Origin of the sequence: Burkholderia lata, from assembly GCF_902499335.1 — a bacterium.
GTDB classification, from domain to species: Bacteria; Pseudomonadota; Gammaproteobacteria; order Burkholderiales; family Burkholderiaceae; genus Burkholderia; species Burkholderia lata_B.
In genome coordinates this window covers 337,248-361,660 of record NZ_CABVQK010000007.1, presented here as the reverse complement: position 1 = coordinate 361,660, position 24,413 = coordinate 337,248, and the positions used below count along the sequence as shown (strand labels likewise).

Below are 24,413 nucleotides of genomic sequence, written 5' to 3'. Positions count from 1 at the left end.
GGGTTTCACCGCCGGGAAAGATCAAAAGATGCCCAGCACGACGCACGCGATCGTCATCACGATCGAGGCGCCGAACAGCAGCGGGAACGTGAATTTCTGGTGCTCGGCCAGCTCGATGCCACAGAGGCCGACGACGAGGAAGGTCGCGGGCGTCAGCGGGCTGACCGGGAACCCGGTCGTCATCTGGCCAAGCAGCGCCGCCTGCCCGACCTGTACGGCCGGCACGCCGAGCTGGCCGGCCACCTCCGCGATCACGGGCAGCACGCCGAAGTAGAACGAATCGGGATCGAACAGCATGCTGAGCGGCATCGACGCGAGGCCGAGCACCACCGGAATGTGGCCGGCCATCGACGGCGGCACGAAGCCGACCGCCGCCTGCGCCATCGCCTTCAGCATCCCGCTGCCCTGCATGATCCCCGTGAACACGCCGGCCGCGAGCAGGATGCCGGCCATCATCAGCGCGGCGCGCGCATGCGCGTCGATGCGCTTTCTCTGCATGTCGACGTCCGGGTAGTTCACCATCAGCGCGATGCACAGCCCGACCATGAACATGATCGCGGGCGGGATCTTCTCGCCCATCACGACCATCGTGCCGAGCACGACGAGCGTCAGCACGAGGTTGAACCAGAACAGGTGCGGCCGGCGCAGCGCCTGCTCGTCCGGCGTCAGTTCGCGCGTCGGCAGCGGAATCGACGCGTCGTCGCGCGACAGGCCGAGCCGCTTCTCCTCGCGCCGCCCGAGCCAGTACGCGACGCCGAACACGAACACGAGCCCGATCGCCTGCACCGGAATCAGCGGATTGAACAGCGCCGACACCGGCAGGTGCAGCGACGCCGACGCGCGGATCATCGGCCCCGTCCACGGCAGGAAGTTGATACCCGCGGCCATCGACACCGCGGCGGCCAGCACGCGCCGGTCCATCTTCAGCCGGTCGTACAGCGGCAGCACGGCCGGAATCGTCACGAGAAAGCAGACGGCACCCGAACCGTCGAGGTGGATCAGCAGCGCGAGCAGCGTCGTGCCCATCACGATGCGCGTCGGCCGCGTGCCGACCGCACGCAGGATGCGGTCGATGATCGGGTCGAGCGTGCCGGCGTCGGTGATCGTCCCGAAGTACAGGATCGCGAACACGAACATCCCGACGACGGGGGCGAGCCCCTTCAGCCCGTCGACGACGAACTTGCTGGTGTGCAGCCCGAAGCCGCCGATCAGCGATGCGGCGATCGGCACGATGATCAGCGCGACGAGCGGCGACATCCGCTTCGACAGAATCGCGGCCAGCAGCACGACGATCGTGCCAAGCCCGAGTAACGGCAGCATCCGTGTCTCCTACCTTGTCTTTTGTTGGAGACGAGCGTAAGGTCGGCGCAGCGATAGCACAATTGAAATGATTTGATCGCAGCAATCACGAACCGTTATGAATCTGAATCTTCGCGACATTCGCGCGTTCGTCACCGTCGCGCAGGCCGGCAACTTCACGCGTGCGGCCGCGCGCCTGCACCTGTCGCAGCCGGCACTGACCGTGCAGATCCGCCGGCTCGAGGAAATCGTCGGCGCGCGCCTGTTCGACCGCAACAGCCGCAGCGTCGCGCTCACGCAGACCGGGCGCGAGCTGCTGCCGCTGCTGCAGCGCTCGCTCGACGACATGGAGCGCGTGCTGCGCGATGCGCGCGCGCTCGGCGAAGGCACGAGCGGCACGGTGCGGCTCGCGTGCCTGCCGACCTTCGCGTCCAGCATGCTGCCGGAGCTGATCCAGTCGTTCCGGCGCGACGTGCCGCGCGCGGGCTTCGAGATCCGCGACGGCGTCGCGAGCCTCGTCACCGCGCTCGTGCGCAATGAGGAAGCCGATCTCGGATTGACGGGCGGCGACACGTTCGATGCATCGCTGGAGGTGCTGTATGCAGGCGCCGACCGGCTCGTCGCCGTGTGCCCAAAAGATCATCCGCTCGCGCGCAAGCGCCACGTGAGCACCGCCGACGTCGCGGCCGTGCCGCTCGTGCTCACTGCGCAGGGCACGAGCGTGCGCAGCGTCGTCGACGCCGCGCTGGACGCGGCCGGCTGCACGCCCGACATCGCGTGCGAGCCGACCTACATGATGACGGCCGTCGCGATGGTGCGCGGTGGCCTCGGCGTGACGATCCTGCCGGCGACCGCGCGCGAGGTGCGCGCCGAGCCCGAGCTGGTCGCGAAGCCGATCGACGACCCCGCGTTCGTGCGGCCGATCGCACTCGTCACCAAGCGCGGCCGCACGCTGCCGCGCGTCGCGCAGGCGTTCGCCGAAACCATGCTGACGGAATTGAAGAAGCGCGCGTGAACCGCGCGCCCGGATCGACGCTTACTTCGCGTCCGGATCGACGTGCAGCGATTCGCCGATCGCATAGAAATTGCCACCCGCGATGTAGTGCAGGCTGCGCAGCGCCGGATCGGCCGATTCGAAATACCAGTGGCCGTCGCGGAACACGCGCGTGTCGGACCACGCCGCGACCACCTCGCCGATGAACAGGTCGTAGGTCTGCTGGTTGTGCGGCTCCGGAACCAGCCTGCACGCGAGCCAGCCCGAACAGCCGGCGACGAACGGCAGGTCGTGGCCCTCGACGTCGAACAGCGTCACGCCTGCTTCGCGCAGCTTGTCCGGCCGCTCCGCGAGACTGTGGTTGCCGACCGCATGCGTGAGCCGAATCTGTGCGGCCGTCGGCACCTGGATCACGAACGTGCCGCTGCGCTCGACGAGCTCGCGCGTCTTCGCGGATTTGTCGAGCACGACCGTCAGCTTCGGCGGCAGGAAGTCCAGCGCGCACGCCCAGGCGGCGGCCATCACGTTGTCGACACCGTCGTGACGGGCCGACACGAGCACGGTCGGGCCGTGGTTGAGGAGACGGTAGGCCTTCTTCAGCTCCACCGGAGCGATGTGACTGTCCATACGGGTTCCTTGGAGAACGGCACGCACGGACGGATGCCGTGCGGCGCGGCGCCGGCCGGTGCGCATGCGCGCAGCCGGGCCGCAGGCCGCATTCTCGCACCCAATTTCAATCGGCGCTGACGGCGCCGCCGGTCACTTCGCGAACAACTGGCCGATGTCGCGGAACGCCTTGAATTCGAGCGCATTGCCGCACGGGTCGAACAGGAACATCGTCGCCTGTTCGCCCACCTGCCCCTGGAACCGCACATACGGCTCGATCACGAAGGTCACGCCGAACGATCGCAGCCGCTCGGCCAGCGCTTCCCAGCTCGGCCAGTCGAGCACGATCCCGAAATGCGGCACCGGTACGTCGTGACCGTCCACCGCGTTCGTATGCGCGCCTTCCTGCGAAGCGGTCTTCGGATGCTCGTGGATCACGAGCTGATGCCCGTAGAAGTCGAAGTCGACCCACTGCGCGCTCGAGCGCCCCTCTTCCAGCCCGAACACACGGCCGTAGAAATCGCGCGCGGCAGGCAGGTCGTAGACCGGGATCGCCAGGTGAAACGGGGAAAGACTCATGATTGCCTCGTGATGGAACGCTCGCGTGGCGCGAGGACGACACCATGGTAGTCAAGGTCAAGCAAAAATTAAATCAATATATAGTTGCATCATTCACAAACAGAATTGATGAATGATCCGCGAACTGAAAACCCTCGTCGCCGTCGCCCGGGAAGGCACGTTCGCCGCGGCCGGCAACCGTATCGGGCTCACGCAGGCGGCCGTGAGCGCGCAGATGCAGCGTCTCGAAGCCGAGCTCGGCTTCGCGCTGTTCGACCGGCAAGGCCGGTCGGCCCGGCTCAACGAAATGGGGCATCACGTGCTCGACCAGGCGCAGGCGCTGATCGGCCTGTACGAGAACCTGAGCTCGACGGCGCCCGGTTCGCCGGCCAGCGTGCGCGTGACGATCGGCGCGATCGCGTCGGTACAGAGCGCGCTGCTGCCGGCCGCGCTCGCCGATTTCCATCGCCGGCATCCCGCGTGCCGCACGCGCGTGATACCGGGGCTATCGATCGAACTGGTCAACCGGGTGGATGCGGGCGAAATCGACATGGCCGCGATCATCCGGCCGCCGTTTTCGCTGCAGAGCGACCTGCACTGGACGACGCTCGTGCAGGAACCGTTCCGGCTGATCGTGCCGCGCGGCGCGAAGGGCAAGGACTGGGCCGAGCTGCTCGCGAGCGAGCCGTTCGTGCGCTACGACCGCGCGTCGTTCGGCGGCCGCCAGGTCGATCGCTTTCTGAGGAAGATGCACATCGCGGTGCGCGACACGTGCGAGCTCGACGAGCTCGACGCGATCGTCAAGCTGGTCGAGAACGGCGTCGGCGTCGCGATCGTCCCGCAGACGGCCGTGTATCGCCGCTGGCCGGCCGGCGTGCGCGCGATCGACCTCGGGCATCACACGTTCCACCGCGACATCGGGCTCGTGCATCGCGCGCGGCGGACGATGTCGGAGCCGGCGCAGATGCTCGCGCAACTGATCGAAGCGGCGGCACGGCAGGCGGCCTAGGGCCGATGTTGCCGATCAGCGCCGCCCGGCCGCCCAGTCGACGGCCGCATCGAACAGCGCGACCCCGGCTGGCGACAGGTTCACGAACGTGTCGTTGTCGAGGAAGAACATCACGCGACGCGCCGGCGCGAGCGCTTCGTAGTCCATCGTCGCGCCCTTCTCGTACGCGAAGATCGCGGCCTTGTCGGGTTGGCCGTACACGGTCGCGATCGTGATCGCGCCGAGCCCCGGCTTGCCCCAGCTCATCGGCGCCTGCTTGCCGTACACGTTCGTCGCGCCGGCCGGCAGCCCGGCCGCGATCGGGTGCGGCGCATTGACGAGCCACAGGTAGCGCTCCTTGCCCGTTTCGCCGAAGTCGACGTCATGACGCTTGCCGGTCATCGCGAGATCGTCGAGCAGATCGTTTTCCCAGGTCACGAGCGGCTTGTCGAGCGTGCGCCAGCCGGGCCGCACGTTCTTCGACGACACCGTCGACGAGATCACGACGAGGTCGGCATCGCGCGCCGCATCGGGCGTCGACGATTCGTCGATCAGGCGCACCGCGTAACCACGTTCGCCGAGATGCTGGCCGATGCGTTCGTCGACCTTCAGGTTCGGGCCGCGCAGCTGCACGAGCATCGCGACACGCGTGACGGCCTGCGGTGCATCGGCCGCCAACGCAGGCGTGGCTGCCCCTGCGCCGAGGCCGAGGCCCGCGCCGATCGCGAGCACCGAGCCCGCGATCGCGCGCAGTGCGCGACGCCGCGCACCGGCGGCAACGGCGCGCACGGCGCCGGTCTTCATGTTCCGGTTCATCTGGATCTTCTCCGAAGCCGCGCGCCGGCATGACGGCCGCGCGGCGATTGCGTGGTCAGAACTGCAGCGTGGTGAGCAGCGACACCTGTCGCGCATCGCCGATCGCGACGAAGTAACGGTTCGCGCTCGACGGGTAGTAGGTGCGATTGAAGAGGTTCTTCACATTGAGCTGGAACGACAGCTTCTGCTTGCCGATCCGCGTGTCGTACGTGGCGAACGCATCGGCAAGCACGTACGACGGCAGCGTGAAGCTGTTCGCCGAATCGCCGGGCCGCGCGCCGACGTAGCGCATGTCTGCACCGATGCGCAGGTCGTCGCCGCCGACCACCGTGCCGAAGTCGTAGACCGCCGCGAGCGACGCGGTGTGGCGCGCGACATTCCACAGCTGGTTGCCCGTGTACAGCGGATCCTCGGTCGTCTTCGCGTCGATGTACGCATAGCTCGCGATCACGTTCACGCGCTCGCCGATCTTGCCCGACACGTCGAGCTCGATACCGCGCGAGCGTGCCTTGCCCGACGTGCGCCAGTCGGTCAGCTTCGTCGCGTCGTTGTACTGCGACACGAGCACGTTCTTCTTGTCGATGTTGAAGAACGCGAGCGTGCCGGTCATCCCGCCCGGCAAGTCGAGCTTGCCGCCCACTTCCCACGCGGTCGCTTCCTCGGGCGGCGTCGCGCCGTCGATGATGTAACCCGTCATCGGCGCGATCGACGATGACGGCTTCAGCGACTGCGAATAGCTGCCGTACAGCGAGAACGTATCGGTCCACTTGTAGACGACGCCCGCGCGCGGCAGCCACTTCGAGCCGCTCAGATCGGTGTTCGCGACGAACGGCCGGCCGCGCCCTGCGACCTGGTTGTAGGTGATGTAGCGCAACCCGCCCGACACGATCCACTTGTCGGTCAAGTGGATCGTGTCCTGCACGAACGCCGACGCATCGTGCAGCGTGTCGGTCTGGTCGCTGTCGCTTGCGGACACCGTGCTCGACGGCGGCAGCAGCCCGTAGACGGGATTGATGTAGCTGAACGGCGTCTTCACGGCCTGCCGCAGCATGTCCTTGCGGTAGATGCGGCGGTATTCGGTGTCGAAGCCGACCTGCACGTCGTGCTGCATCCCGCCCAGCATCAGCTTGCCGTTCACGTAGCCGATGCCGTAGCTGTCGGTGCTGAGCGAGCCGTGCGTCGCGTCGTTGCTGCGCGTCATCGTGCCCTTCACCGGATCGACGCCCGTCGTGCGCAACTGGTTCGCGTCGTAGGTCTCGCGGTTGTAGCTGTAGCCGAAATGCGCGCTCCAGTCCGCGTTGAACTGATGATCGACGCTCAGTTGCGCGAGGTGCGATTCGCCGTCCATGTTGTTGAACGGCTCGTCGATGCGCCGCCGCGCGGGAATGTCGAGCGGCGCGTTGGTGCGCGGGTCGAGCGCCGTGCCGCGGTCGAACGGCGAATGGAATTTCCGGTACTGGTAAGACACCGCGACCTGCGTATCGCGGCCATACCATGCGAGCGACGGCGCGACGAAGGTCTGCCGGTATTCGCCGAAGTTGCGCCAGTACTGCTCGTTCGACTGGTCGACGATCAGCCGGTACGCAAGCCGCGAATCGCCGACCGGACCGGTCGAATCGAAGGTCGCGCTGCCGCCGTTCTTGCCGTGCCCGAACGTCGACGCGCCGAGCGAGATCGCGTTGTAGCGCTTGAGCTGCGGCTGCTTGGTGACGACGTTGACCACGCCGCCCGGGTCCATCAGCCCGTACAGCAGCGACGTCGGCCCCTTCAGCACCTCGACGCTGTCGACCGCCGCGTTGAACGCGCGCCCCTGCACGAGCGGCATCCCGTTCTGCATGATCGAGCCGTCACGGTTGCCGCCGAAGCCGCGCTTCATGATCGTGTCCTGCGTGCCCGCGAGCGTATTGCCCTGCGTGATGCCGCTGACGTTGCCGAGCGCGTCGTCCAGATTGCGCGGACGCTGGTCGCGCAGCACCTGTGCCGGCACGATGTTGACGGCCTGCGCGGTGTCGAGCAGCGGGATGTCGGAACGCAGCACGCCCGCCTCCTTCGGCGCGCGATAGCTTTCGGCGCGCAGCGCGCTGGTGCGCACATTGATCGCGGGCAACTCGGCGCCCGCAGCGACGCCGGCCGCCATGGGCCGTGCAACCGAACCGTCCGCGCGCTTCAGCGTGTAACCGCCGCCCGGCTGGCGCAGCGCGACGAGCCCCGTGCCCGCGAGCAGGCGGTCGAGCGCACCATCGACGTCGAAGCGGCCCTGCACGCCGCCGCTCGTCAGGCCGGCCGTCATCTCGGCCGGAAATGCGAGCAGGATGCCCGCGTCGCGGCCGAACCGGTTCAGCGCCGCCTCGAGCGGCCCGGCCGGAATGTCGAACGCACGGCGCGCCGCGCGCTGCGCGGCCGGCGCCGCATCGGTGTCGGTGTCGGCCAGCGCGGGCAGCGGCAGTAGCGCCGACACCAGGACGGCGCCGGCCAGCCGGCGCGCGAGGCGGCCCGGCGCGGCAGGTGCTGCCGGGCGCGACTCGCGCGGCAGATGTCGGGCAGGCGCCGGACGGCGCCGATACGTGAAACGGATGGAAACCATGATCGGGAGGTCGGTGGACGATGGGCCAGTGCTGCTTTCATTACCCATGTCACGCGAACATCGAGAAACAGCTCAGGTCGGCAGAAATTTTTTTTAAAACACTCACGAACGAGCCGGCACGACCGTCGCCCAGTAGCGCGTCAGGTAGTGAACGTCGATCGGCAATGTCGCCTTCAGCGTGTCGAGCACGCGCGCGGGATCGTCGAGCGGATAGGTGCCCGACACGCGCAGGTCGGCCACGGCCGCGTCGCAGCGCAGGCTGCCGCGGCGATAGCGGTCGAGCTCGGCGACGAGGTCGGCCAGCCGCATGCGCGACGCGACGAGCATGCCGCCCGTCCACGCGGACGCATACGCATCGAGCGGTGCCGGCTCGCCGATCGCGTCGCGCGTGAAATCCGCGCCCTCGCCGGCCGCGATCACGCGCGCGCCGGCCGCCGCATCGTCGGGCTGCACGCGCACGGCGCCGGCGAACACCTCGACGCGCGTCGCGCCGTCGCGCTGCCGCACCGCGAAGCGTGTGCCGAGCGGCCGCAGCTCGCCCTGCGCGGTCGCGACGACGAGCGGTCGTGCCGGCACGCGATCGTCGTGGCCGCTCGTCACCATGATCGTGCCGCGCAGCAGGCGCAGGTGGCGCGCCGCATCGTCGAAGCGCACGTCAAGCGCCGTGTCGGTATCGAGGACGACGACGGTGCGATCCGCGAGCGTCACCGTGCGCCGCTCGCCGACCGCCGTGCGCAGGTCCGCCGGCCAGATCGCCGCCCGCCGCGCGGGCTCGGCCATCCATGCGGCGCCGCCCGCGAACAGCAGCACGGCCAGCGTCTTCACGGCCGCCCGGCGGCGGCCCGCACGCGGTGGCAGCAGCGCCGCGTGCGCGGCCTGCGGGTCGAGCCCGGCCGCCAGCCCGCCGAACCTGCGCTGCATCGTTTCGATATGGCGCCATGCCGCGTCGTGCATCGGATCTTCCGCGCGCCAGCGCGCGAGCGCGGCATCGAACGCTTCATCGGTACGGCCGGCCTGCCGGTCGACCCACCATTCGACCGCGCGCCGCGCAACCTGCGGCGGCACCGCCGGCGCTCCCGGGGTGGCCATCGGTCAGGCCGCCATCGCGAAGAAGCACTGCGTGCCGGCCTTCACGAGATAGCGTTTCACCGTTGCAAGCGACACGCCGAGTTCGCGCGCGATCTCGGCCTGCGTGAGCCCGTCGAGCTGCGCGAGCAGGAACGCCCGCTTCGCCGCGAGCGGCAGGCCGTCGAGCAGCCGGTCGATTTCGAGCAGCGTCTCGATCACGACGGCCCGCTCCTCCGGCGACGACGCGTACGCTTCAGGGCGCTGCGCGAGCGCATCGAGATATGCGCGCTCGATCTGCTCGCGCCGCCAGTGGTTGCTCAGCACGCGCTGCGCGACCGTCGTCAGGAACGCGCGCGGCTCGTCGGCGCCGATCGGCTCGTCGCGCGCGAGCAGGCGCATGAACGTGTCGTGCGCGAGATCGGCCGCGCGGTGCGCGCAGCCGAGCTTCCGGCTCAACCAGCCGCGCAGCCACGCGTGGTGGCCGGTGTAGAGGGCGTCGATTTCTCGATGGAGAGACAGCTTGTCAGCAGACATGGCCGGGTTCCGGGGTACGCAGGCGTCAACAATTTTGTAAATGAGAATGATTATTATATACAAAACCGGACCGGCGACCGAGGTTCCGGTGCGCGGTGGCCGCTGCCGCGCTCCGGCGCGCGGCGCACCGATGGCGGTCACGCCCTGGCGCGGCACACGCTCCGCGTTCCCCGCACACAGTGATCATGAAACAGGAATGGGTGGCCGATCCGTGACGACACCGCCAGGCACGCGCGGCGCGCCGATAACACATTCATTACACCCCGGCCAATTCGATTCATTAAATAATTATTTGACGGATCGATAACAATATCCTGGTCACCGTGATTCCTCCCCGAATTGCCCGAAATTATCGCGAGATATGCAAGCCGCAATGGCGAAATCGCGAAATGACAATCAATTGATACGCAATTTTCAACAATTCAAATCCCTCGATTGCAGCGATCGGAGGACATCCCTGTCTGCGTCAGGCCACAAAAGAGAATTTCATTTTTGCCGTTTTAATCGGGCTCGGTAGTCTCCTGCCATTCCGGATCACGAACACAATCCAATGCGCAAGGAGATGACATGAAACGCACGACCCTCTCGCTGATTTCCATCGCGTCATTCGCGGCGATACCCGTCGCGCATGCGCAGTCGAGCGTCACGCTCTATGGCGTGATCGACACGTCGATCACCTACGTGAACCATGCGCAGGGCAAGGACAACGCGTGGATGCTCGGCAACAGCAGCGCGGGCAACCTGGCCGGCAGCCGCTGGGGCGTGAAAGGCACCGAGGATCTCGGCGGCGGGCTGAAGGCGCTGTTCCAGCTCGAGAACGGCTTCGACCCGAGCAACGGCCGGATGGGCCAGGGCGGCCGCATGTTCGGCCGGCAGGCGTTCGTCGGCCTGACGAGCGACCGCTACGGCACGCTCACGTTCGGCCGCCAGTACGATCCGCTCATCGACCTCGTGCAGGGCATCACCGCCGACAACTATCTCGGCAGCGTGTTCGCGACGGCGGGCGACGTCGACAACTACGACAACAGCTTCCGCGTCGACAACGCGGTGAAGTACACGTCGGCCGTCTATTCGGGCCTGCAGTTTTCGGCGATGTACTCGTTCGGCGGCATTGCCGGCAGCACCGGCGCCGCGAATTCGTATTCGGCCGCCGTGTCGTACAACAACGGGCCGTTCAGCGTCGCGGGCGGCTACTTCCATACGACCAACAGCCCCGCGTCGAACACCCAGCGCAGCGGCTGGACCAGCTCGTCGGACGGCACGTTCGACGGTCCGGTCAACAGCGGCTATGCGAGCGCGCATTCGATCGGCATCGCGCGCATCGCGGGCCAGTACGTGGCCGGCCCGTTCACGTTCGGCCTCGGCTACAGCAACGCGCAGTACCGCCGCGATGGAAGCTCGGTGTTCGGCTCGAACGAGCACTACAACACGGGGCAAGGCTTCGTGAACTACCAGGCGACCAATGCGCTGCTGGTCGGCGTCGGCTACAGCTACACACGCTCGGGCGGCGACACGTCGGCCACCTATCACCAGGTATCGGCCGGCGCGGACTACAACCTGTCGAAGCGCACCGACGTCTACCTGACCGCCGCGTACCAGCACGCAAGCGGCCAGACCGGCGACGGCAAGGGCGGCTCGATGGCCGCGCAGGCGTCGATCGGTTCGTACGGCTACGCGGGCACGAGTTCGCAGACGATGGTCAACCTCGGCCTGCGTCACCGCTTCTGATGCAAAACGGCCGGCTGCGCACCGCGCGGCCGGCCGAATCCGCATTCACCGATAAGGCGGCTTCGGCCGCCGATGTTTCCGGATCGCCTTTTCATCGCCCTTTTCAACCCGGATATCGACTGCCGCGCGATTTCCATCCGGTTTGATTCAGCACCGATTTCCCCAAGCGAATGACGCGATACGTCAGTATTCCGGCGCCGCCGCTGCCCCCGCATTCGCGCAAAAATCCGGCCATTTTTACCGATAATGCTTCGCCGCATCGTGTGATCGGACGCGATAAAAATGCGTGGCGAACGCACGGGCAAATGCAAAGGAAAGTTTGACGCGAGCCATTTGCCTGCTCGCTATGGCACACTTCGCGTCTGCGTAATTTCCTTGCACCGGGCGGTCGGATTCCGCCCCATCCTGCCATGCCGCGTCAGACAACCCGTTCGATCAGCCGAGAAACGCTGAAAATCGCCTCGACAATTGCGATGTCGTGCGCGCTGCACGGTGTCGCGCGGGCCGATTGCCTCGACGACGCGGCCACGTTCCAGCACGTGAGCGTCAGCCTGATGCGCGGCATCGCGCAGGTCGAGTCGGGCATGAATCCGAGCGCCGTCAACACCAATACGAACGGCACGGTCGACATCGGCCTGATGCAGATCAACAGCACCTGGCTGCCGACGCTCGCGCGCGAAGGCATCACGCGGGAAAGCCTGTTCGATGCATGCACGAACGCGTATGTCGGCGCGTGGATCCTGTCGCAGAACATCCGCCAGCTCGGCCCCAACTGGAACGCGATCGGCGCGTACAACTCCGCCTCGCCCGACAAGCGCCTCGCGTATGCGCGCAAGGTCTATGATGCAATCCGGACCATGCCGGATTCGCCGGATACTCCCATGCCTATCCTTCCACCGTCCTTTACGCCGCCGCAACAGGCCCAGGCGTACAACCCGTTCGCGAGCCTGAGCGCGCCCGCCGCGCAGCAGGTCACACGTCCGCGCACGATTTCGTCGGCCCCGCCGCCTCCGCCGCAGGGTGGCCCCGCCGGCCCGGCCGGCTCGTACAACTTCGGATGGACGGTCACGGGTGCGGACCAGGCGAAGCCGACCCAGGTCTTCGACGACGGCGCGCGGATCTACGTGCAGTTCAGCGACATGAAGCACGTGCCGGCGATCTTCACCGAGACGTCGTCCGGGCGCGTGCTGATGTCGTGGGAGCTGCAGTTTCCGTATGCCGTCCTGACACGTCCCGCGCAAACGTTAATCTTCCAGCTCGGGCCGTTCGAGGCGCGCGCGCAGCGGAGCGCGGGCAATGGCGCCGGCATGACGGCGCAGGCCGGGACGGGCACGGCGGCGACGGCGGCGGCTGGCTCGAAAAAGTCGGCGAACACGGCGACGAACACGGCAGCCAGTCCGGCGGCAACGCCGGCAAAACGCACGGCGTCGGCCGATGCGCTGTGGTACGTGAATACGCCTTCGACGTCGGGAACCACGGCGGCCTCGCCGTCGACCGCGAACATTCCGGCCACGCTGCCGACGGCCATCACGTCGAACACGCCGCCGCCCGCGCCGGCTCAAGTGCCGGCTGCGGCCGCTCAGCCCTCGCGCGCCAGCGCGGATGCGCTGTGGTACATCTCGAAGTAACGCACCGCCGATCGCACGCGTCGCGCGGCGATCATTGCTCGACGGTCGGCGGCAGTTCGGGTGCGTTCATGTCGTCCACCCATTGCAGTTCGGCCGTGCCGTTCTTCCTGAAATACACGCGCAGATAGCGCGACGTCGACGATTCCGGCTGCGGAATCGCCACGTCGATCGTCTTGTGCTCCGCCTGGACGCCACGCTGGATCTCGTCCAGCGGTTGCGCGAACACCCACGCGAGCTTCACTGTTTGCCCCGGCGTGACCTTGCAGCCGCAGGCGAACCCGCCGCCACCGCCGAAGGATTCGCCGGCTTCCCGCGCGGACGGATTGCCGAAGCATCCCGACTTGTGTTCGTTGTCGAGCCAGAACTCGTGAAGCTTGCGGGTGTATTCGTTATAGCCGGTGATGCAAACGGTGCGAGGCGCTGCCGATGCTGCGCCGTCATGTTGTTCGCATCCGGCCAGCACACCGAGCACGCCCAGCGCCGCCAGTGTCAGCACGCGGGCCGCTGCCCGCGGCACCATCGACAATCTCTCGACCGCGGCAATGCCGGGCACGACATGCATGCCGACGCCACGCGCTCGCGTACCCGTGGGCACGCCACCGGCACCACCCCTCACCCGCGCCGCACCCAGATCACCTTGCCGTCGCGAATGCCGAGATTGCGGCGTTCCTCCCGGTAATCCATCGTGCCCGGCAATGACTTGCCGTCGCGCTCGAGCACGCGCCACAGGCAGCCGTCCAGTTGCGCCGCCGCATCGGCTTCGGCCTTGCCGACCAGCGCGTCGTCCGGCCCCGCGTCCGCCTTGCAGGCCTGCGGCGTGCGTGCCGGCTCGCCATTCATCACCATGCCGCCTGCGGTCGCATTCCGCGTCTTCATGTCCGTGCATCCCGCAAACGTTGCGCCCGCAACCAGCGCCATCATCATCGCGATCGTCTTCTTCATCGGATTCTCCCTGTTGCACCCGGCGGAACCTGTGCGGCGTTCCCGGCCGGCCGGGCGTTGCATGCATGATCGGTTCCGCGCGCATGGGTCACGCCGATTCTGCGTGCCCCAAGCCGCGGATTCGGCCTGCCGCCGAAGCCGTCTGCATGTTACCGCACGCTGCGCGGCGTGACGGCACGTGCATGCCGGCTGCGCCACACGATGCGTGCCGCGACGATCCGCTCAGAACTTGTAGGTCGCGCCCGCAATGGCGTAGTAGTTGCTGCGCGACTGGACGATCGGGCTGTCGCCGTAGCGGCCGAGCAGCCGCGTCACGCCGCCGGTCGCGAGTACCGACCAGTGCTGCGACAGGGTCCAGTTCCACGCGACCGCCATCGACGCGCTGTCGATCCCGCCGCTCGTCGAATACGGCCGGAACCGGCTCGTCATCGACTGCGCATCGGTCACGCCATAGAACGTCTGCGTGTAGCGCCCCGAGCCCGCATGCACGGTGCCCGTCACGATGATCTCGTGCTGCGCGGCCTTGAACACGGGCACCGCGAGATCCATGTGCCCCGACACGCCGCGCGACGTGTGCGTCACGGGGGTATCGATCGTGACACTCAGTTCCGCCGCGTTGAACAGCGTCACGCCCGCGCGCACGCCGACCAGCACCGAGCCCGGAATCCTGCCCATGCCCTTCAGGTAGTCGGAGCCCGGCATGTCGACGCGGTTCCGGTCAGTGCGGCCCGCGTCGTAGCTCACGGCCGCCGACACGAACGCGCCGTGCGGCAAGTCCATCCGGTAGCCGGCACCCTGGGTGCTGTCGATGAAGAAGCCGTTGCCGAACTTCGCGGAAAAACCCGGCGCAACGACGCCGCGAGACTGGTTGCTGCCCTGGTAGCGCGGCGCGAAACCGCCACCCAGCGACAGCGAATACTGGTTTTCCGCGTGGGCGACGGCGGCGAGGGTCAGGCCGGCGAGCGGCATGCAATAGCGGTAGCGGCGGAGTATTGGGCGCACAATATTGAGATAAAAGTGACGGAGCCCGCAGTCTAGGTGCCGCCCTCTGCCGAGACTGTCCTGAATCTTCGGAGAATCTGTGCTCAATTGTGTTCGATTGTTCGAGATTGTCGTCCCGCTTCCCCGGCCTTCGGTACGCCGGATAGAATTCGCGTGCCGCGCCGCACACCGGCTCGCCCGGGCGTGAGATGGCGCGTGCATCCTGAGGAGACCATGAACGAAGATCCGCTCAAATACCGTGTACTGCTGATCGAGGACGACGACCGCCTTGCACAGCTCGTCCGCGAATACCTCGATGGCTATGAATTCGCGGTGACGGTCGTGCGCCGCGGCGACCTCGCCGTCGCGGCGGTGCGCGAGCACCAGCCGGCCCTCGTGATACTCGACCTGATGCTGCCGAACCTCGACGGGATGGAAGTCTGCCGGCGTATCCGCGCGTTCACCAACGTCCCCGTGCTGATCCTGACCGCGCGCCTGGACGTCTACGACCAGGTCGCGGGCCTCGAGACGGGTGCCGACGACTACGTGACGAAGCCGATCGAGCCGCGCGTACTGGTCGCACGCGCCCGCGCGCTGCTGCGCCGTGCGCAGCCGGCCGCCGCCGAAGCGCCCGTGGCCGCGCCCGAAGCGCTCGTGTTCGGCGAGCTGGCGATCTCGCCGCCGAACCGCACCGTCACGTGGCGAGGCGAGCCGGTCGACCTGAAGACCGCCGAATTCAACCTGCTGCTGATCCTCGCGCGCGCGGCCGGCACCGTGCTGAGCCGCGACGACATCCTCAAGCAGCTGCGCGGGATCGAGTTCGACGGACTCGACCGCTCGGTCGATTCCGGCATCTCGAAGCTGCGACGCCGCTTCGAGGATGCATCGTCGGAGCCGCACAAGATCAAGACGATCTGGGGCCGCGGCTACCTGTTCAGCCCTTCTGCGTGGGACGAATAAATGCTGCGCCCGTTGATCAGGCTGTACCTCGTCGTAATCCTGTTCGTCGCCTCGTCGATCCTGTTCATCCAGCTGTCGTTCGACCGGATCTTCTACGACCGCAGCGCGCAGGCGCAGCGCGACTCGTTGACCACCTATGCGTTCGTGCTCAACGACTACCTCGAGCGCCATCCGGGCGGGCAGCGCGAACTCGCGCTACGCGAGCTCGCGAAACACGGCAACGAAGGATTCGGCTTCCTGTCGATGGCCGCAGCCCGAGCGCAATTGAGCGGCGTGCCGCTGCGTGATCTCGATGCCGGCCGGATCGCGATCAGCTACAACGGCAAGGATTACTACATGCCGCTCGCGGACGGTACGGTCCTGCATGCGCGGCCGATCGAAGCCTCCGATCTCGACATCAAGATCTATGCGTACCTGCTGCTCGCGCTCAGCACGCTGTTCGCGGTGGTGCTGTGGATTCATTATCACTGGCGCGACCTGCGCAGGCTGCAGGAAGCCGCACACGCATTCGGCGCCGGTACGCTGTCGACGCGCGTGAAGCTGTCCGGCAAGTCGAACATCTACGAGTTGTCGCAGCAGTTCAACGACATGGCCGAGCGCATCGAGGCGTCGATCAAGCAGCAGCGCGAAATGATGCACGGCATCTCGCACGAACTGAAGACGCCGCTCGCGCGGCTCGAATTCGGGCTCGCGCTGCTCGCGGAGCCTGACGAAACGGGACGGATGCGCGAACGCCGCGACGCGCTGCGGCGCGACGTGCGCGAACTCGACGAGCTCGTCACCGAGCTGCTGACGATCGGCCGGCTCGAACAGGGCGCGAGCCAGCTCGCGCCGATGGAAGTCGTCGTCGATGCGCTGATCGACAGCGTCGCCGGCAACGTCGCGAACGACATCGCCGATCGCGGCATCACGCTCGACGTGTCGACGCTCGGTGCACCCGCGGCCCACGTGTGCGACCCGAAGCTGGTCGCCCGCGCGTTGCTGAACCTGATCCGCAACGGCGCACGCTATGCGTCGCGCACGGTGCTGCTCGCCGCCGAGGGCGACGCGTCCGGCGCGCTCGTGCTGAGCGTCGACGACGATGGCCCCGGCATTCCGGCCGCCGAGCGCGCCCGCGTGTTCGAACCGTTCCAGCGGCTCGACTCCAGCCGCGACCGGCAGACCGGCGGCTTCGGGCTCGGGCTCGCGATCGTGCGGCGCGTCGCGCAGGTGCATGGCGGCGACGTGCGCCTCGAGGATTCACCGCTCGGCGGCGCACGCTTCGTGATCACGCTGCCCGCGCGAACGCTGCCGGACAACCTGTTCGACATGCCGGATGCCCACGCGCATGCCAATGCATTCGGCGGCAGCACCGGCATGGCCATCCCCCGGCAATGAAGCACGCGGCAGGCTTCCCGGCCGGCCTCGCCTGACCGTCTGCCGCCGATGCGTCCGCGCCGCTCAGCGGCGGCGCAGCAGCGCGACGAAGAACAGGCTGCCGAACATCGCGGTCACGATCCCGATCGGCAGATCCTCCGGTGCCGCGAGCGTGCGGGCGGCCACATCGGCCCATACGAGCAGGATCGCGCCCGTCAGCGCGGCCACCGGTAGCAGCCTGCCGTGCTCGGCGCCGACGACGCGGCGGCACAGATGCGGCGTCACGAGCCCGACGAAGCCGATCGCCCCGCTCACCGCCACCATCGCGCCCGTCGCGAACGACGCGACGACGAACACCTCGCGCCGCATCCGCGCGCTCGGCACACCGAGCGACGCCGCGGCGACATCGCCCGACATCAACGCATTCAGTTCGCGCCGGCGCGCGTACAACGCGCCACCGGCGAGCACCGCGCACACGGCCGGCACCGGCAGCAGATCCCAGCGCGCGAGCCCGACGCCGCCGAGCATCCAGAACAGCACCGACGACGCGGCGCGCTGATCGCCGAGATACAGCAGCAGGTTGCCGAACGCGGCCATCATGAACGACACCGATACGCCCGCGAGCAGCAGCCGGTCCGATTCGAGCCGGCCGCGCCGGTAAGCGAGCGCGACGACGCAGGCGGTTGCCGCGAGCGCGCCCGCGAACGCGGCGGCCGACAGCGTGAACGGGCCGAATGCCGCGCCGGCCATCACCGTAACCGCAACGGCGCCGAGCATTGCGCCTGCGCTCACGCCGAGCAGGTGCGGATCGGCCAGGCGGTTCGCGGTCGCGGCCTGCAGCGCCACGCCGACCGCTGCCAGCGTCGCGCCGACGATCGCGGCCAACAGTGCGCGCGGCATCCGGATCAGCCACACGATGCTGTCGTCGCCCGCCCCCGCCGCGAACGCACCGCCCTCGCCGAACGCCGACACGATGTGCGTGGCGACGATCCGCACCGCAGCCGGCATCGCGATCGGCGCCGGCCCGAACGCGGCCGATGCGACGATAGACACGATCAGCAGCAGCGCCAGCACCGGCAGCACCGTGCGCATGCCGGGCCGCGCCCCACGCACGTGCACGCTCATCGCGCCGGCCCCGCGAACGCGGCCGGATACAGCGCGCGCGCCAGCGTCTCGACCGCCGCGACGTTCTCGGGGCCCGGCGTCGCCGCATCGTACGGAATCACGATGAAGCGCCGGTCGCGGATCGCGGCCACGCGCGCGAGCGACGGCTGGCTCTGCAGGAACTGCTGCTTCTGCGCAGCCGTCACGGCCGAATAGTCGACGATCACGATCACCTGCGGATCGCGCGCGACCACGCTTTCCCAGCTCACCTGCGTCCAGCTGCGCGGCAGGTCGGCCATCACGTTGCGCGCGCCGGCCGCCGCCAGCAGCGCAGTCGGCATCGCGAGCCCGCCGGCCGTCATCGGCTTGTCGGTGCCGCTGTCGTAGACGAACACGCGCAGCGGCTCCGGATGCCCGATCGCACGCGACACCGCCGCGAGACGCGTGCGCATCGACGCGACGACCTGCGCGGCGCGCGCGTCGACGCCGAAGATCCGGCCGAGATTGTTCAGGTCGCGGAACACGTCGTCGAACGACGCGGCCGCCTGCTTCATCACGTGCGAGCACGATTCGGTCAGCTCGTACGTACGAATGCCGAACGGCGCGAGCGTTGCGGGCGTCACCGCGCCGCCGACATGCATCCCGTAGTTCCAGCCCGCGAGATAGAAGTCGGCGCGCGCGGCCGCCAGCACCTCGAGCGACGGATACTGGCTCGCCAGTTCGGGCACGCCGCGCAGCGCGTCGCGCACGCGCGCGGTGCCCGTCTTCCAGCCGCCGATGCCGGTGTAGCCGACGAGCCGGTCCTTCAGGCCGAGCACGAGCATCATCTCGGTCAGGTTCACGTCGTTGCTCACGGCACGGGTCGGCGCGCGCTCGAAGGTCACGTCGCGATCGCAACTGCGCACGGTAACGGGATAGGCCCCCGCATGAGCGGCCGCGCAGCCGAGCACGGTCGCGGCAACCAGCCGGCGGGATATGGATGGCAACGCGGACGACAAAGCGAAGGACAAGACGGGAAACGGCATGGCGGTCATTCCGGATGAAGCGGCGTAATGCGCGGGCGGCCCGTGACGGGATGGCGATCGACGAGCGCGACGACGCCGAACACGTCGCGCAGCAGCGCTTCGGTCAGCACGTCGGCCGGCGTGCCCGATGCGACGATCCTGCCGTGCGCGAGCACGTGGAGCCGGTCGCAATAGGCGGCCGCGAGATTGAGGTCGTGAATCGTGGCGAGCGTCGCGATGCCGAGGCGCCGCACGCGCGCGAGCAGTTCGAGCTGATGGCGCAGGTCGAGATGGTTGGTCGGTTCGTCGAGCAGCAGCAGTTCAGGCTGCTGCACGAGCGCGCGGGCCAGCAGCGCACGCTGCTTCTCGCCGCCCGACAGCGACGCGAAACGTTGCGCACGGCGCTCGACGAGGCCGACGTCGTGCAGTGCGGATTCGACGATCCGGCGATCGTCCGCCGTCTCCGCATCGAACGGCCGCTTGTGCGGCGTGCGCCCCATGCCGACCAGTTCGTCGACCGTCAGCCCGAAATCATCCGGCGTCTCCTGCTGCAGCACCGCGATGCGATGCGCGACCGCGCGCGGCCGCATGCGCCATACATCCTCCGCATCGAGCGCGACACGGCCCGCATCGGGCCGCGCGTAACGGAACACGCAGCGCAGCAGGCTCGTCTTGCCGCTGCCGTTCGGGCCGACCAGCCCGACGAACTCGCCTTCGGCCACGCTCAGCGTGACCGAATCGAGCACGGCGATCGCGCCGCCGGGAGACCAGCTCACGCGTTCGATGTCGAGCATGTGCGTCACCGGAGGCTCGCCGCGCCGCATTAGAAGCGCATCGTCGCGACAAGCTCCGCCGAGCGCGACGGGCCGAGCAGCCATTGCTCGCCGCCGTTCGACGTCGTCACCGCATACGTACGGTTCGCGAGATTGCGCAGGTACAGCGCGAGCTCGGTGCGCGACGTCGGCTGCCAGCGCAGCGACGCATCGAACACCGTGTACGACGGCACCTGCACGCGGTTCGCGTCGTCGCCGTACGTCGCGCCGACGTAACGCACGCCCGCATTCGCCTGCCAGCGCTCGGCAAACGCCCAACCGAGCCACAGGTTCGCCGTCTGCTGCGGCACGTTGGCCGGTGCATTGCCGGCGCGCGACACCGTCGTGCTGCCGACCTTCTGGTTGAACTCGTCGTAACGCGCGCGCAGCAGCGCGACGTTCGCATCGATCGTCCAGCCGTGCGGCAGCCGCGCGCCGCCCGTCAGCTCGATGCCGCGCGACGATTGCCGGCCGACCTGCTGGCGCAGCGCGGGATTGAGCGGATCGGTGCTGAGCAGGTTGCGCTTCGTGATGTCGTACACGGCGAACGTCCAGTACGCGCGGCCGTCGAGCAGCGTCTGCTTGACGCCGGCTTCCCACTGCTCGCCGGTCGCGAGCCGGTAGTTCGCCTGCGACGCGGACAGCGTCACGAGCGAGCCGAGGCCCTCCGCGCCCGTCGTGTACTGCGCATACGCGCTGAGCGTCGGCGCGACTTCGAACACGAAGCCCGTGCGCCAGCCGACGTTCGCGAAGCGCTTGTCGAAGCCCGCGCCGGTCGCGGCCTGCTCGCGGCTGAACGCAATGTGGTCGTAGCGCAGGCCGCTCACCCACGCGAGCCGCGGCAGCACTTCGAGCCGGTTCTCGGCGAACACCGCGGCCTGCCGCGCCCGCGTGCTGAACTGCGGCACCGTCGGGTCGGGACTCGTGAACACGCCGGGATCGAAGCCGTGCGCGGGCACCGTCGAATCGCCGCCGTACGGCGAATTGTTGGTACCGCTGAACGTGATCTGGCTGAATTCCGTGCCAACGACGAAGCGGTTCGCGCGGCCGAACAGCGCGCCGTCGAAGCGTGCGCTCAGCCGACCGCCGATCTGCCGCTGGTGGTGGCCGATGTCGAGATAGTCGCCGCGCGTGACGAGACCCGTCGCGGCGTCGAGCGAATACGACTCGGCATTGCGCCAGTGGCGGTTCGACGTCAGGTAGTAGAGCTGGTTGTCGATCGTCACGCCGGCCGTCGGCCGGTAGCTGGCCAACAGGCGCGTCCACTGGTCGTAGTAGGACATCGTCGCATCGGCGACGTTGTAATTGAGCTTGCGCAGCGACGGATCGAGCACGCCGTTCGGTGCCGGCACGCCATAGTAGGTCGCCGGCATCTGGCGGCCGTAGTCGAAGTCGAGCGTCAGCGTGAGCTTCGGGCTCACGTCGAATTTCAACGCGCCGCCGACAGCCGTCGTATGCGTATCGGCCCGCTCGGCGAGACCGTTCGCACGCGCATCGCTCGCATAGAAGCGATACGACAGCTGCGAGCCGAGCGCACCCGTCGTATCGAACGCGGCGCGCTTCGCGCCGTCGGGGCCGACACCGACCTGCAGCGTCGTCTCGCGCGTGCGCTGCGGCCGCTTCGGCACCACGTTCACGACACCGCCGATCGCCCCTTCTCCGTACAGCACCGATGCCGGACCGCGCAGCACCTCGATGCGCTCGACCGACCACGTATCGAACGGGAACGTGATCGTGCCGGCGGCCGGCATCAGCCGCACGCCGTCGAGCAATGTCATCACCGATTCCTGCCCGCTGAAGCCGCGCACGCTCAATGCGGTGCCGCCCGTGCCGGGCGCCATCGCGCTCGAGAAACCCGCGGTGCGCGTCACCGCGTCGAGCACCGTGCGATCGCCGCGCGCGTCGATCGTGCCGGCCGTGACCGTCTCGACGCTCGCGGGCGTGTCAAGGCTCGCGAGCCCGAGCCGCGAGCCCGTTTCGAGCGGTTGCGTCAGCGGGTCGGCCGGCGCGGATTGCGCGCTGACGTTGATCGCCGGCAGCGCATGCCGCTCATCCGGTGCGGGTGCGGCCGCTTCGGCGGCCAACGCGCCGGAGGTCGCCATCGCGCAACCCAGCAGGGCCGTGCAGCCGCGTGCCGCGCGAACGCGCCAGGCGTCGGCGTTCCGGCGCGACGCGGCGTGATGCCGCTCCCCGCGCGCCGGGGTGTGTCTGGTTTTCGTCACGTCGTATCGATCTTCGGATGGTGGTGCCGCACGCGGCCGTGCCGGGCAGCCCGGCGCCGCCGGTGGCGCAAACATCCGATGATACAATATATCACCTTGATTAGTCAGGATTTTGTCAGGTTGCCCCGGCCGGGGTGCGCGGCCGGGGCCGTACGCCGCGTCTACAACGGGAAACTGAACTGCACCCAGAGCTTGTCGCCCTGCGGCCGGTTGCGCACCGCGAACTCGTGCTGGTATTTCACGACCACGCCCGACGCCGGCCCCCACATGTAACGCAGTTGCGGGCCGATCGCGACCGACTGCCCGCGAAAGCCGTCCGACGCGACCTGGATGCCGTCCTGCGTATCGTCGGTGAACTGCTTCAGGAACGTGCCCTGCACGCCGAGTTGCACGCGCCGGTCAATCGAATAGCCGACCAGGTAGTCGAGCACGGCGACCGCACCCGAGTGGTATCGCGTCGCATGGTTCGGCGAATTCAGCTCCAGCAGCGTGGTCGTCGAGATCTCCCAATCGCGGCCCGGAAACCAGGTCGTGCTGACGTACGGCAGGAACGCATACGTGTTCAGCCCCGTGTTCGCGATCCGGTTCACCGCATACGCGCCGGTCGGCACCGCGAACGACGGCGAGAAGAACGCGAAGAAGGTCTTCGATGCGTTCGCGTAGTTGATCATGAGCGGCTCGAGGATCACGTCGCCGAGCGACGTGCGGTTTCCGGTACCGCCCGGCGTCGACAGATGCAGGTGCACGATCGGTACGATCGCGCTGCTCGACAGCGAAAACGGCCCGAAGGTCGCGCCCCAGGTGTGGACCACGCGCGGTGTTTCCGCGACCACGCTCAGATGGAACCCCGGCACCGCGCTGCCGCCATCCGGCCCGGCAAACCGGTTCGACGCCGAGTACAGCGCGTAGTTGAAGTACTGCGTGTTGCCGGGCGGCGGAAGCATCCCGTTCAGCACCGTATTGACGCCGAACGGATAGCTGATCTGCCCGTTCTCCGTGGCCGACGCCGGAACCTGAATGGCCCCGGCGATCAGGAGTGCCAACGGCACCCGTCGCATTGCGAAATTCATGTCGTCTCCAGACCGGATTGTTTTCGTGTAATCGCGAGCCGGGCATCGCAGGCCCGGGGAGACGCAATGTAAAGCGCACGACAGCGGCGAAAAAGACGACGTTCGGGAGAACAGTTCTCCGTCACACGGAGAAATGCGCGACGGCGCAGCACCGGCCTGCGTTCAGCGGCCCACCTCCTTCCATTTGCGCGCGAGCCCGAGGCGTTCGAACCGCTCGATCAGGAATTCGGTGAACACGCGGATCTTCGCCGGCTGGTGGCGGCGGCTCTGGTATGCGATGTTGACGGTGAGTGCCGGCAGTTGCCAGTCGGTGAGCACCGGCACCAGCTTCCCCGCGACGATATCGTCGTGGATGATGTAGAGCGGCTGGATCAGGATGCCGAGCCCGGCAAGCGCCGCGGCGCGGATCACCTGCCCTTCGTTCGCATCGAGCACGCTCTTGATCGTGACCGACTGCTTCTTCGCACCGTGGCGGAAGTGCAGGACGTACGGATCGTTCGCGAGGTTGTAGACCAGCAGCCGGTGGTCGCACAGCGCATCGGGCGTCGCCGGTGCGCCGTGCTTCGCCAGATACCCGGGCGACGCGGCCAGCACGCGCCGCGTCTCGGCGAGCTTGCGCACGGTGATGCCCGAATCCGCTTCATGTTCGCGCGTGCGGATCGCCACGTCGATGCCGGCCTCGATGAAATCCGGGTAGCGGTTCGCCGCGATGATCTGCACGTTCAGGTTCGGGTAGCGCCGGTGAAACTCCGGCAATGCGGGTGCGATATAGATCGACGCGAACGATACCGACGCGGTCACGCGCAACGTGCCGGCCGGATTGACGCTCGCTTCGTTGACCGCCGCGTCGGCCTCCGACAGCTCCATCAGGATCGCGACGCAGCGCCGGTGGTACTCGTGCCCGGCGTCGGTCAGCCACAGGCGCCGCGTGGTGCGCTCGACGAGCCGCGCCCCCAGCCGTTCCTCCAGCGCGTTCAGGCAGCGGCTCGCCGCCGCGCTCGACATCCCGAGCCGCTCGGCGGCCTTCGACAGGCTGCCCAGCTCGGCGACCTGCACGAAAAATTCGATCTGCGTCCACTTGTCCATGCGTCCGATTCTTCCACCTGGCGGAGAACAAAACTCCTCCAAACCATCTTTTTTACGATCCAAGGAGGAATTA

The 24,413-nt window shown here is 67.9% G+C and carries 22 protein-coding genes; 6 read left to right on the top strand and 16 right to left on the bottom strand.

The window, feature by feature from the left end; translation table 11 throughout:
• Positions 1-21 precede the first annotated feature (21 nt).
• A complete protein-coding gene (locus tag BCO18175_RS19710; RefSeq protein WP_174983324.1) occupies positions 22-1,320 on the bottom strand; it encodes a CitMHS family transporter in 1,299 nt (432 codons plus the stop codon).
• 97 nt (positions 1,321-1,417) lie between these two features.
• On the opposite strand from BCO18175_RS19710, the gene BCO18175_RS19705 reads away from it, so the two are divergent.
• A complete protein-coding gene (locus tag BCO18175_RS19705; protein WP_174983322.1) occupies positions 1,418-2,314 on the top strand; it encodes a LysR family transcriptional regulator in 897 nt (298 codons plus the stop codon).
• A 21-nt stretch (positions 2,315-2,335) separates the two neighbouring features.
• Here the strand turns inward: BCO18175_RS19705 and BCO18175_RS19700 are convergent, their stop codons facing one another.
• On the bottom strand, positions 2,336-2,920 hold the full coding sequence (locus BCO18175_RS19700) for a flavin reductase family protein (RefSeq protein ID WP_174917780.1): 585 nt from the start codon (positions 2,918-2,920) through the stop codon (positions 2,336-2,338).
• Between the two features lie 132 nt (positions 2,921-3,052).
• Entirely contained in the window at positions 3,053-3,478 is a 426-nt protein-coding gene (locus tag BCO18175_RS19695; RefSeq protein WP_059863468.1) for a VOC family protein, read from the bottom strand.
• 112 nt (positions 3,479-3,590) lie between these two features.
• Here BCO18175_RS19695 and BCO18175_RS19690 point away from each other — a divergent pair, with 112 nt between their 5' ends.
• Positions 3,591-4,466, top strand: a complete 876-nt coding sequence (locus BCO18175_RS19690) for a LysR family transcriptional regulator (RefSeq protein ID WP_174983320.1) — start codon at positions 3,591-3,593, stop codon at positions 4,464-4,466.
• Between the two features lie 15 nt (positions 4,467-4,481).
• Here BCO18175_RS19690 and BCO18175_RS19685 read toward each other — a convergent pair whose 3' ends face one another.
• From BCO18175_RS19685 to BCO18175_RS19670, 4 genes are read right to left on the bottom strand one after another with little or no spacing between them, the layout of a single operon-like run.
• Positions 4,482-5,261 (bottom strand): hypothetical protein, encoded by a 780-nt coding sequence (locus tag BCO18175_RS19685; RefSeq protein WP_174983318.1) that lies wholly within the window; start codon positions 5,259-5,261, stop codon positions 4,482-4,484.
• Between the two features lie 55 nt (positions 5,262-5,316).
• Positions 5,317-7,893, bottom strand: coding sequence for a TonB-dependent siderophore receptor (locus BCO18175_RS19680; protein WP_174983317.1), 2,577 nt, complete (start codon positions 7,891-7,893; stop codon positions 5,317-5,319).
• Positions 7,894-7,947: 54 nt separating this feature from the next.
• Positions 7,948-8,934: a FecR domain-containing protein gene (locus BCO18175_RS19675; RefSeq protein WP_174983315.1), complete on the bottom strand. Its 987-nt coding sequence runs from the start codon at positions 8,932-8,934 to the stop codon at positions 7,948-7,950.
• Between the two features lie 3 nt (positions 8,935-8,937).
• On the bottom strand, positions 8,938-9,447 hold the full coding sequence (locus BCO18175_RS19670) for a sigma-70 family RNA polymerase sigma factor (RefSeq protein WP_174969422.1): 510 nt from the start codon (positions 9,445-9,447) through the stop codon (positions 8,938-8,940).
• Between the two features lie 567 nt (positions 9,448-10,014).
• On the opposite strand from BCO18175_RS19670, the gene BCO18175_RS19665 reads away from it, so the two are divergent.
• Together BCO18175_RS19665 and BCO18175_RS19660 are read left to right on the top strand one after the other, a co-directional pair.
• On the top strand, positions 10,015-11,175 hold the full coding sequence (locus BCO18175_RS19665) for a porin (RefSeq protein WP_174969423.1): 1,161 nt from the start codon (positions 10,015-10,017) through the stop codon (positions 11,173-11,175).
• Positions 11,176-11,585: 410 nt separating this feature from the next.
• Positions 11,586-12,803 carry a transglycosylase SLT domain-containing protein gene (locus BCO18175_RS19660; RefSeq protein ID WP_174983313.1) on the top strand — a complete coding sequence of 406 codons (1,218 nt, stop codon included), beginning with the start codon at positions 11,586-11,588 and terminating at the stop codon, positions 12,801-12,803.
• A 31-nt stretch (positions 12,804-12,834) separates the two neighbouring features.
• Here the strand turns inward: BCO18175_RS19660 and BCO18175_RS19655 are convergent, their stop codons facing one another.
• The 3 genes from BCO18175_RS19655 to BCO18175_RS19645 all read right to left on the bottom strand — a co-directional run bounded on the left by BCO18175_RS19655 (position 12,835) and on the right by BCO18175_RS19645 (position 14,714).
• Complete coding sequence (locus tag BCO18175_RS19655; RefSeq protein ID WP_254608131.1) at positions 12,835-13,365, bottom strand: hypothetical protein; 531 nt, start codon at positions 13,363-13,365, stop codon at positions 12,835-12,837.
• Positions 13,366-13,415: 50 nt separating this feature from the next.
• Positions 13,416-13,745, bottom strand: coding sequence for a hypothetical protein (locus tag BCO18175_RS19650; RefSeq protein WP_174983311.1), 330 nt, complete (start codon positions 13,743-13,745; stop codon positions 13,416-13,418).
• A 222-nt stretch (positions 13,746-13,967) separates the two neighbouring features.
• Positions 13,968-14,714, bottom strand: coding sequence for a MipA/OmpV family protein (locus tag BCO18175_RS19645; protein ID WP_174983309.1), 747 nt, complete (start codon positions 14,712-14,714; stop codon positions 13,968-13,970).
• A gap of 246 nt (positions 14,715-14,960) precedes the next feature.
• Here BCO18175_RS19645 and BCO18175_RS19640 point away from each other — a divergent pair, with 246 nt between their 5' ends.
• A complete protein-coding gene (locus BCO18175_RS19640) occupies positions 14,961-15,686 on the top strand; it encodes a response regulator (RefSeq protein ID WP_046545396.1) in 726 nt (241 codons plus the stop codon).
• A complete protein-coding gene (locus tag BCO18175_RS19635) occupies positions 15,687-17,063 on the top strand; it encodes an ATP-binding protein (protein ID WP_174983307.1) in 1,377 nt (458 codons plus the stop codon).
• A 63-nt stretch (positions 17,064-17,126) separates the two neighbouring features.
• Here the strand turns inward: BCO18175_RS19635 and BCO18175_RS19630 are convergent, their stop codons facing one another.
• The 6 genes from BCO18175_RS19630 to BCO18175_RS19605 all read right to left on the bottom strand — a co-directional run bounded on the left by BCO18175_RS19630 (position 17,127) and on the right by BCO18175_RS19605 (position 24,340).
• Positions 17,127-18,167, bottom strand: coding sequence for a FecCD family ABC transporter permease (locus BCO18175_RS19630; RefSeq protein WP_174983305.1), 1,041 nt, complete (start codon positions 18,165-18,167; stop codon positions 17,127-17,129).
• On the bottom strand, positions 18,164-19,180 hold the full coding sequence (locus BCO18175_RS19625) for an ABC transporter substrate-binding protein (RefSeq protein ID WP_174983303.1): 1,017 nt from the start codon (positions 19,178-19,180) through the stop codon (positions 18,164-18,166). The genes BCO18175_RS19630 and BCO18175_RS19625 overlap by 4 nt, the downstream gene beginning before the upstream one ends.
• Complete coding sequence (locus tag BCO18175_RS19620; RefSeq protein WP_174983467.1) at positions 19,177-19,974, bottom strand: ABC transporter ATP-binding protein; 798 nt, start codon at positions 19,972-19,974, stop codon at positions 19,177-19,179. Before BCO18175_RS19620 ends, BCO18175_RS19625 begins: the two co-directional genes overlap by 4 nt.
• Positions 19,974-22,064, bottom strand: coding sequence for a TonB-dependent receptor (locus BCO18175_RS19615; RefSeq protein ID WP_174983464.1), 2,091 nt, complete (start codon positions 22,062-22,064; stop codon positions 19,974-19,976). The genes BCO18175_RS19620 and BCO18175_RS19615 overlap by 1 nt, the downstream gene beginning before the upstream one ends.
• A gap of 281 nt (positions 22,065-22,345) precedes the next feature.
• On the bottom strand, positions 22,346-23,254 hold the full coding sequence (locus BCO18175_RS19610) for a SphA family protein (RefSeq protein WP_174983301.1): 909 nt from the start codon (positions 23,252-23,254) through the stop codon (positions 22,346-22,348).
• Positions 23,255-23,416: 162 nt separating this feature from the next.
• Entirely contained in the window at positions 23,417-24,340 is a 924-nt protein-coding gene (locus tag BCO18175_RS19605; RefSeq protein WP_174917766.1) for a LysR family transcriptional regulator, read from the bottom strand.
• Positions 24,341-24,413: the final 73 nt, after the last annotated feature.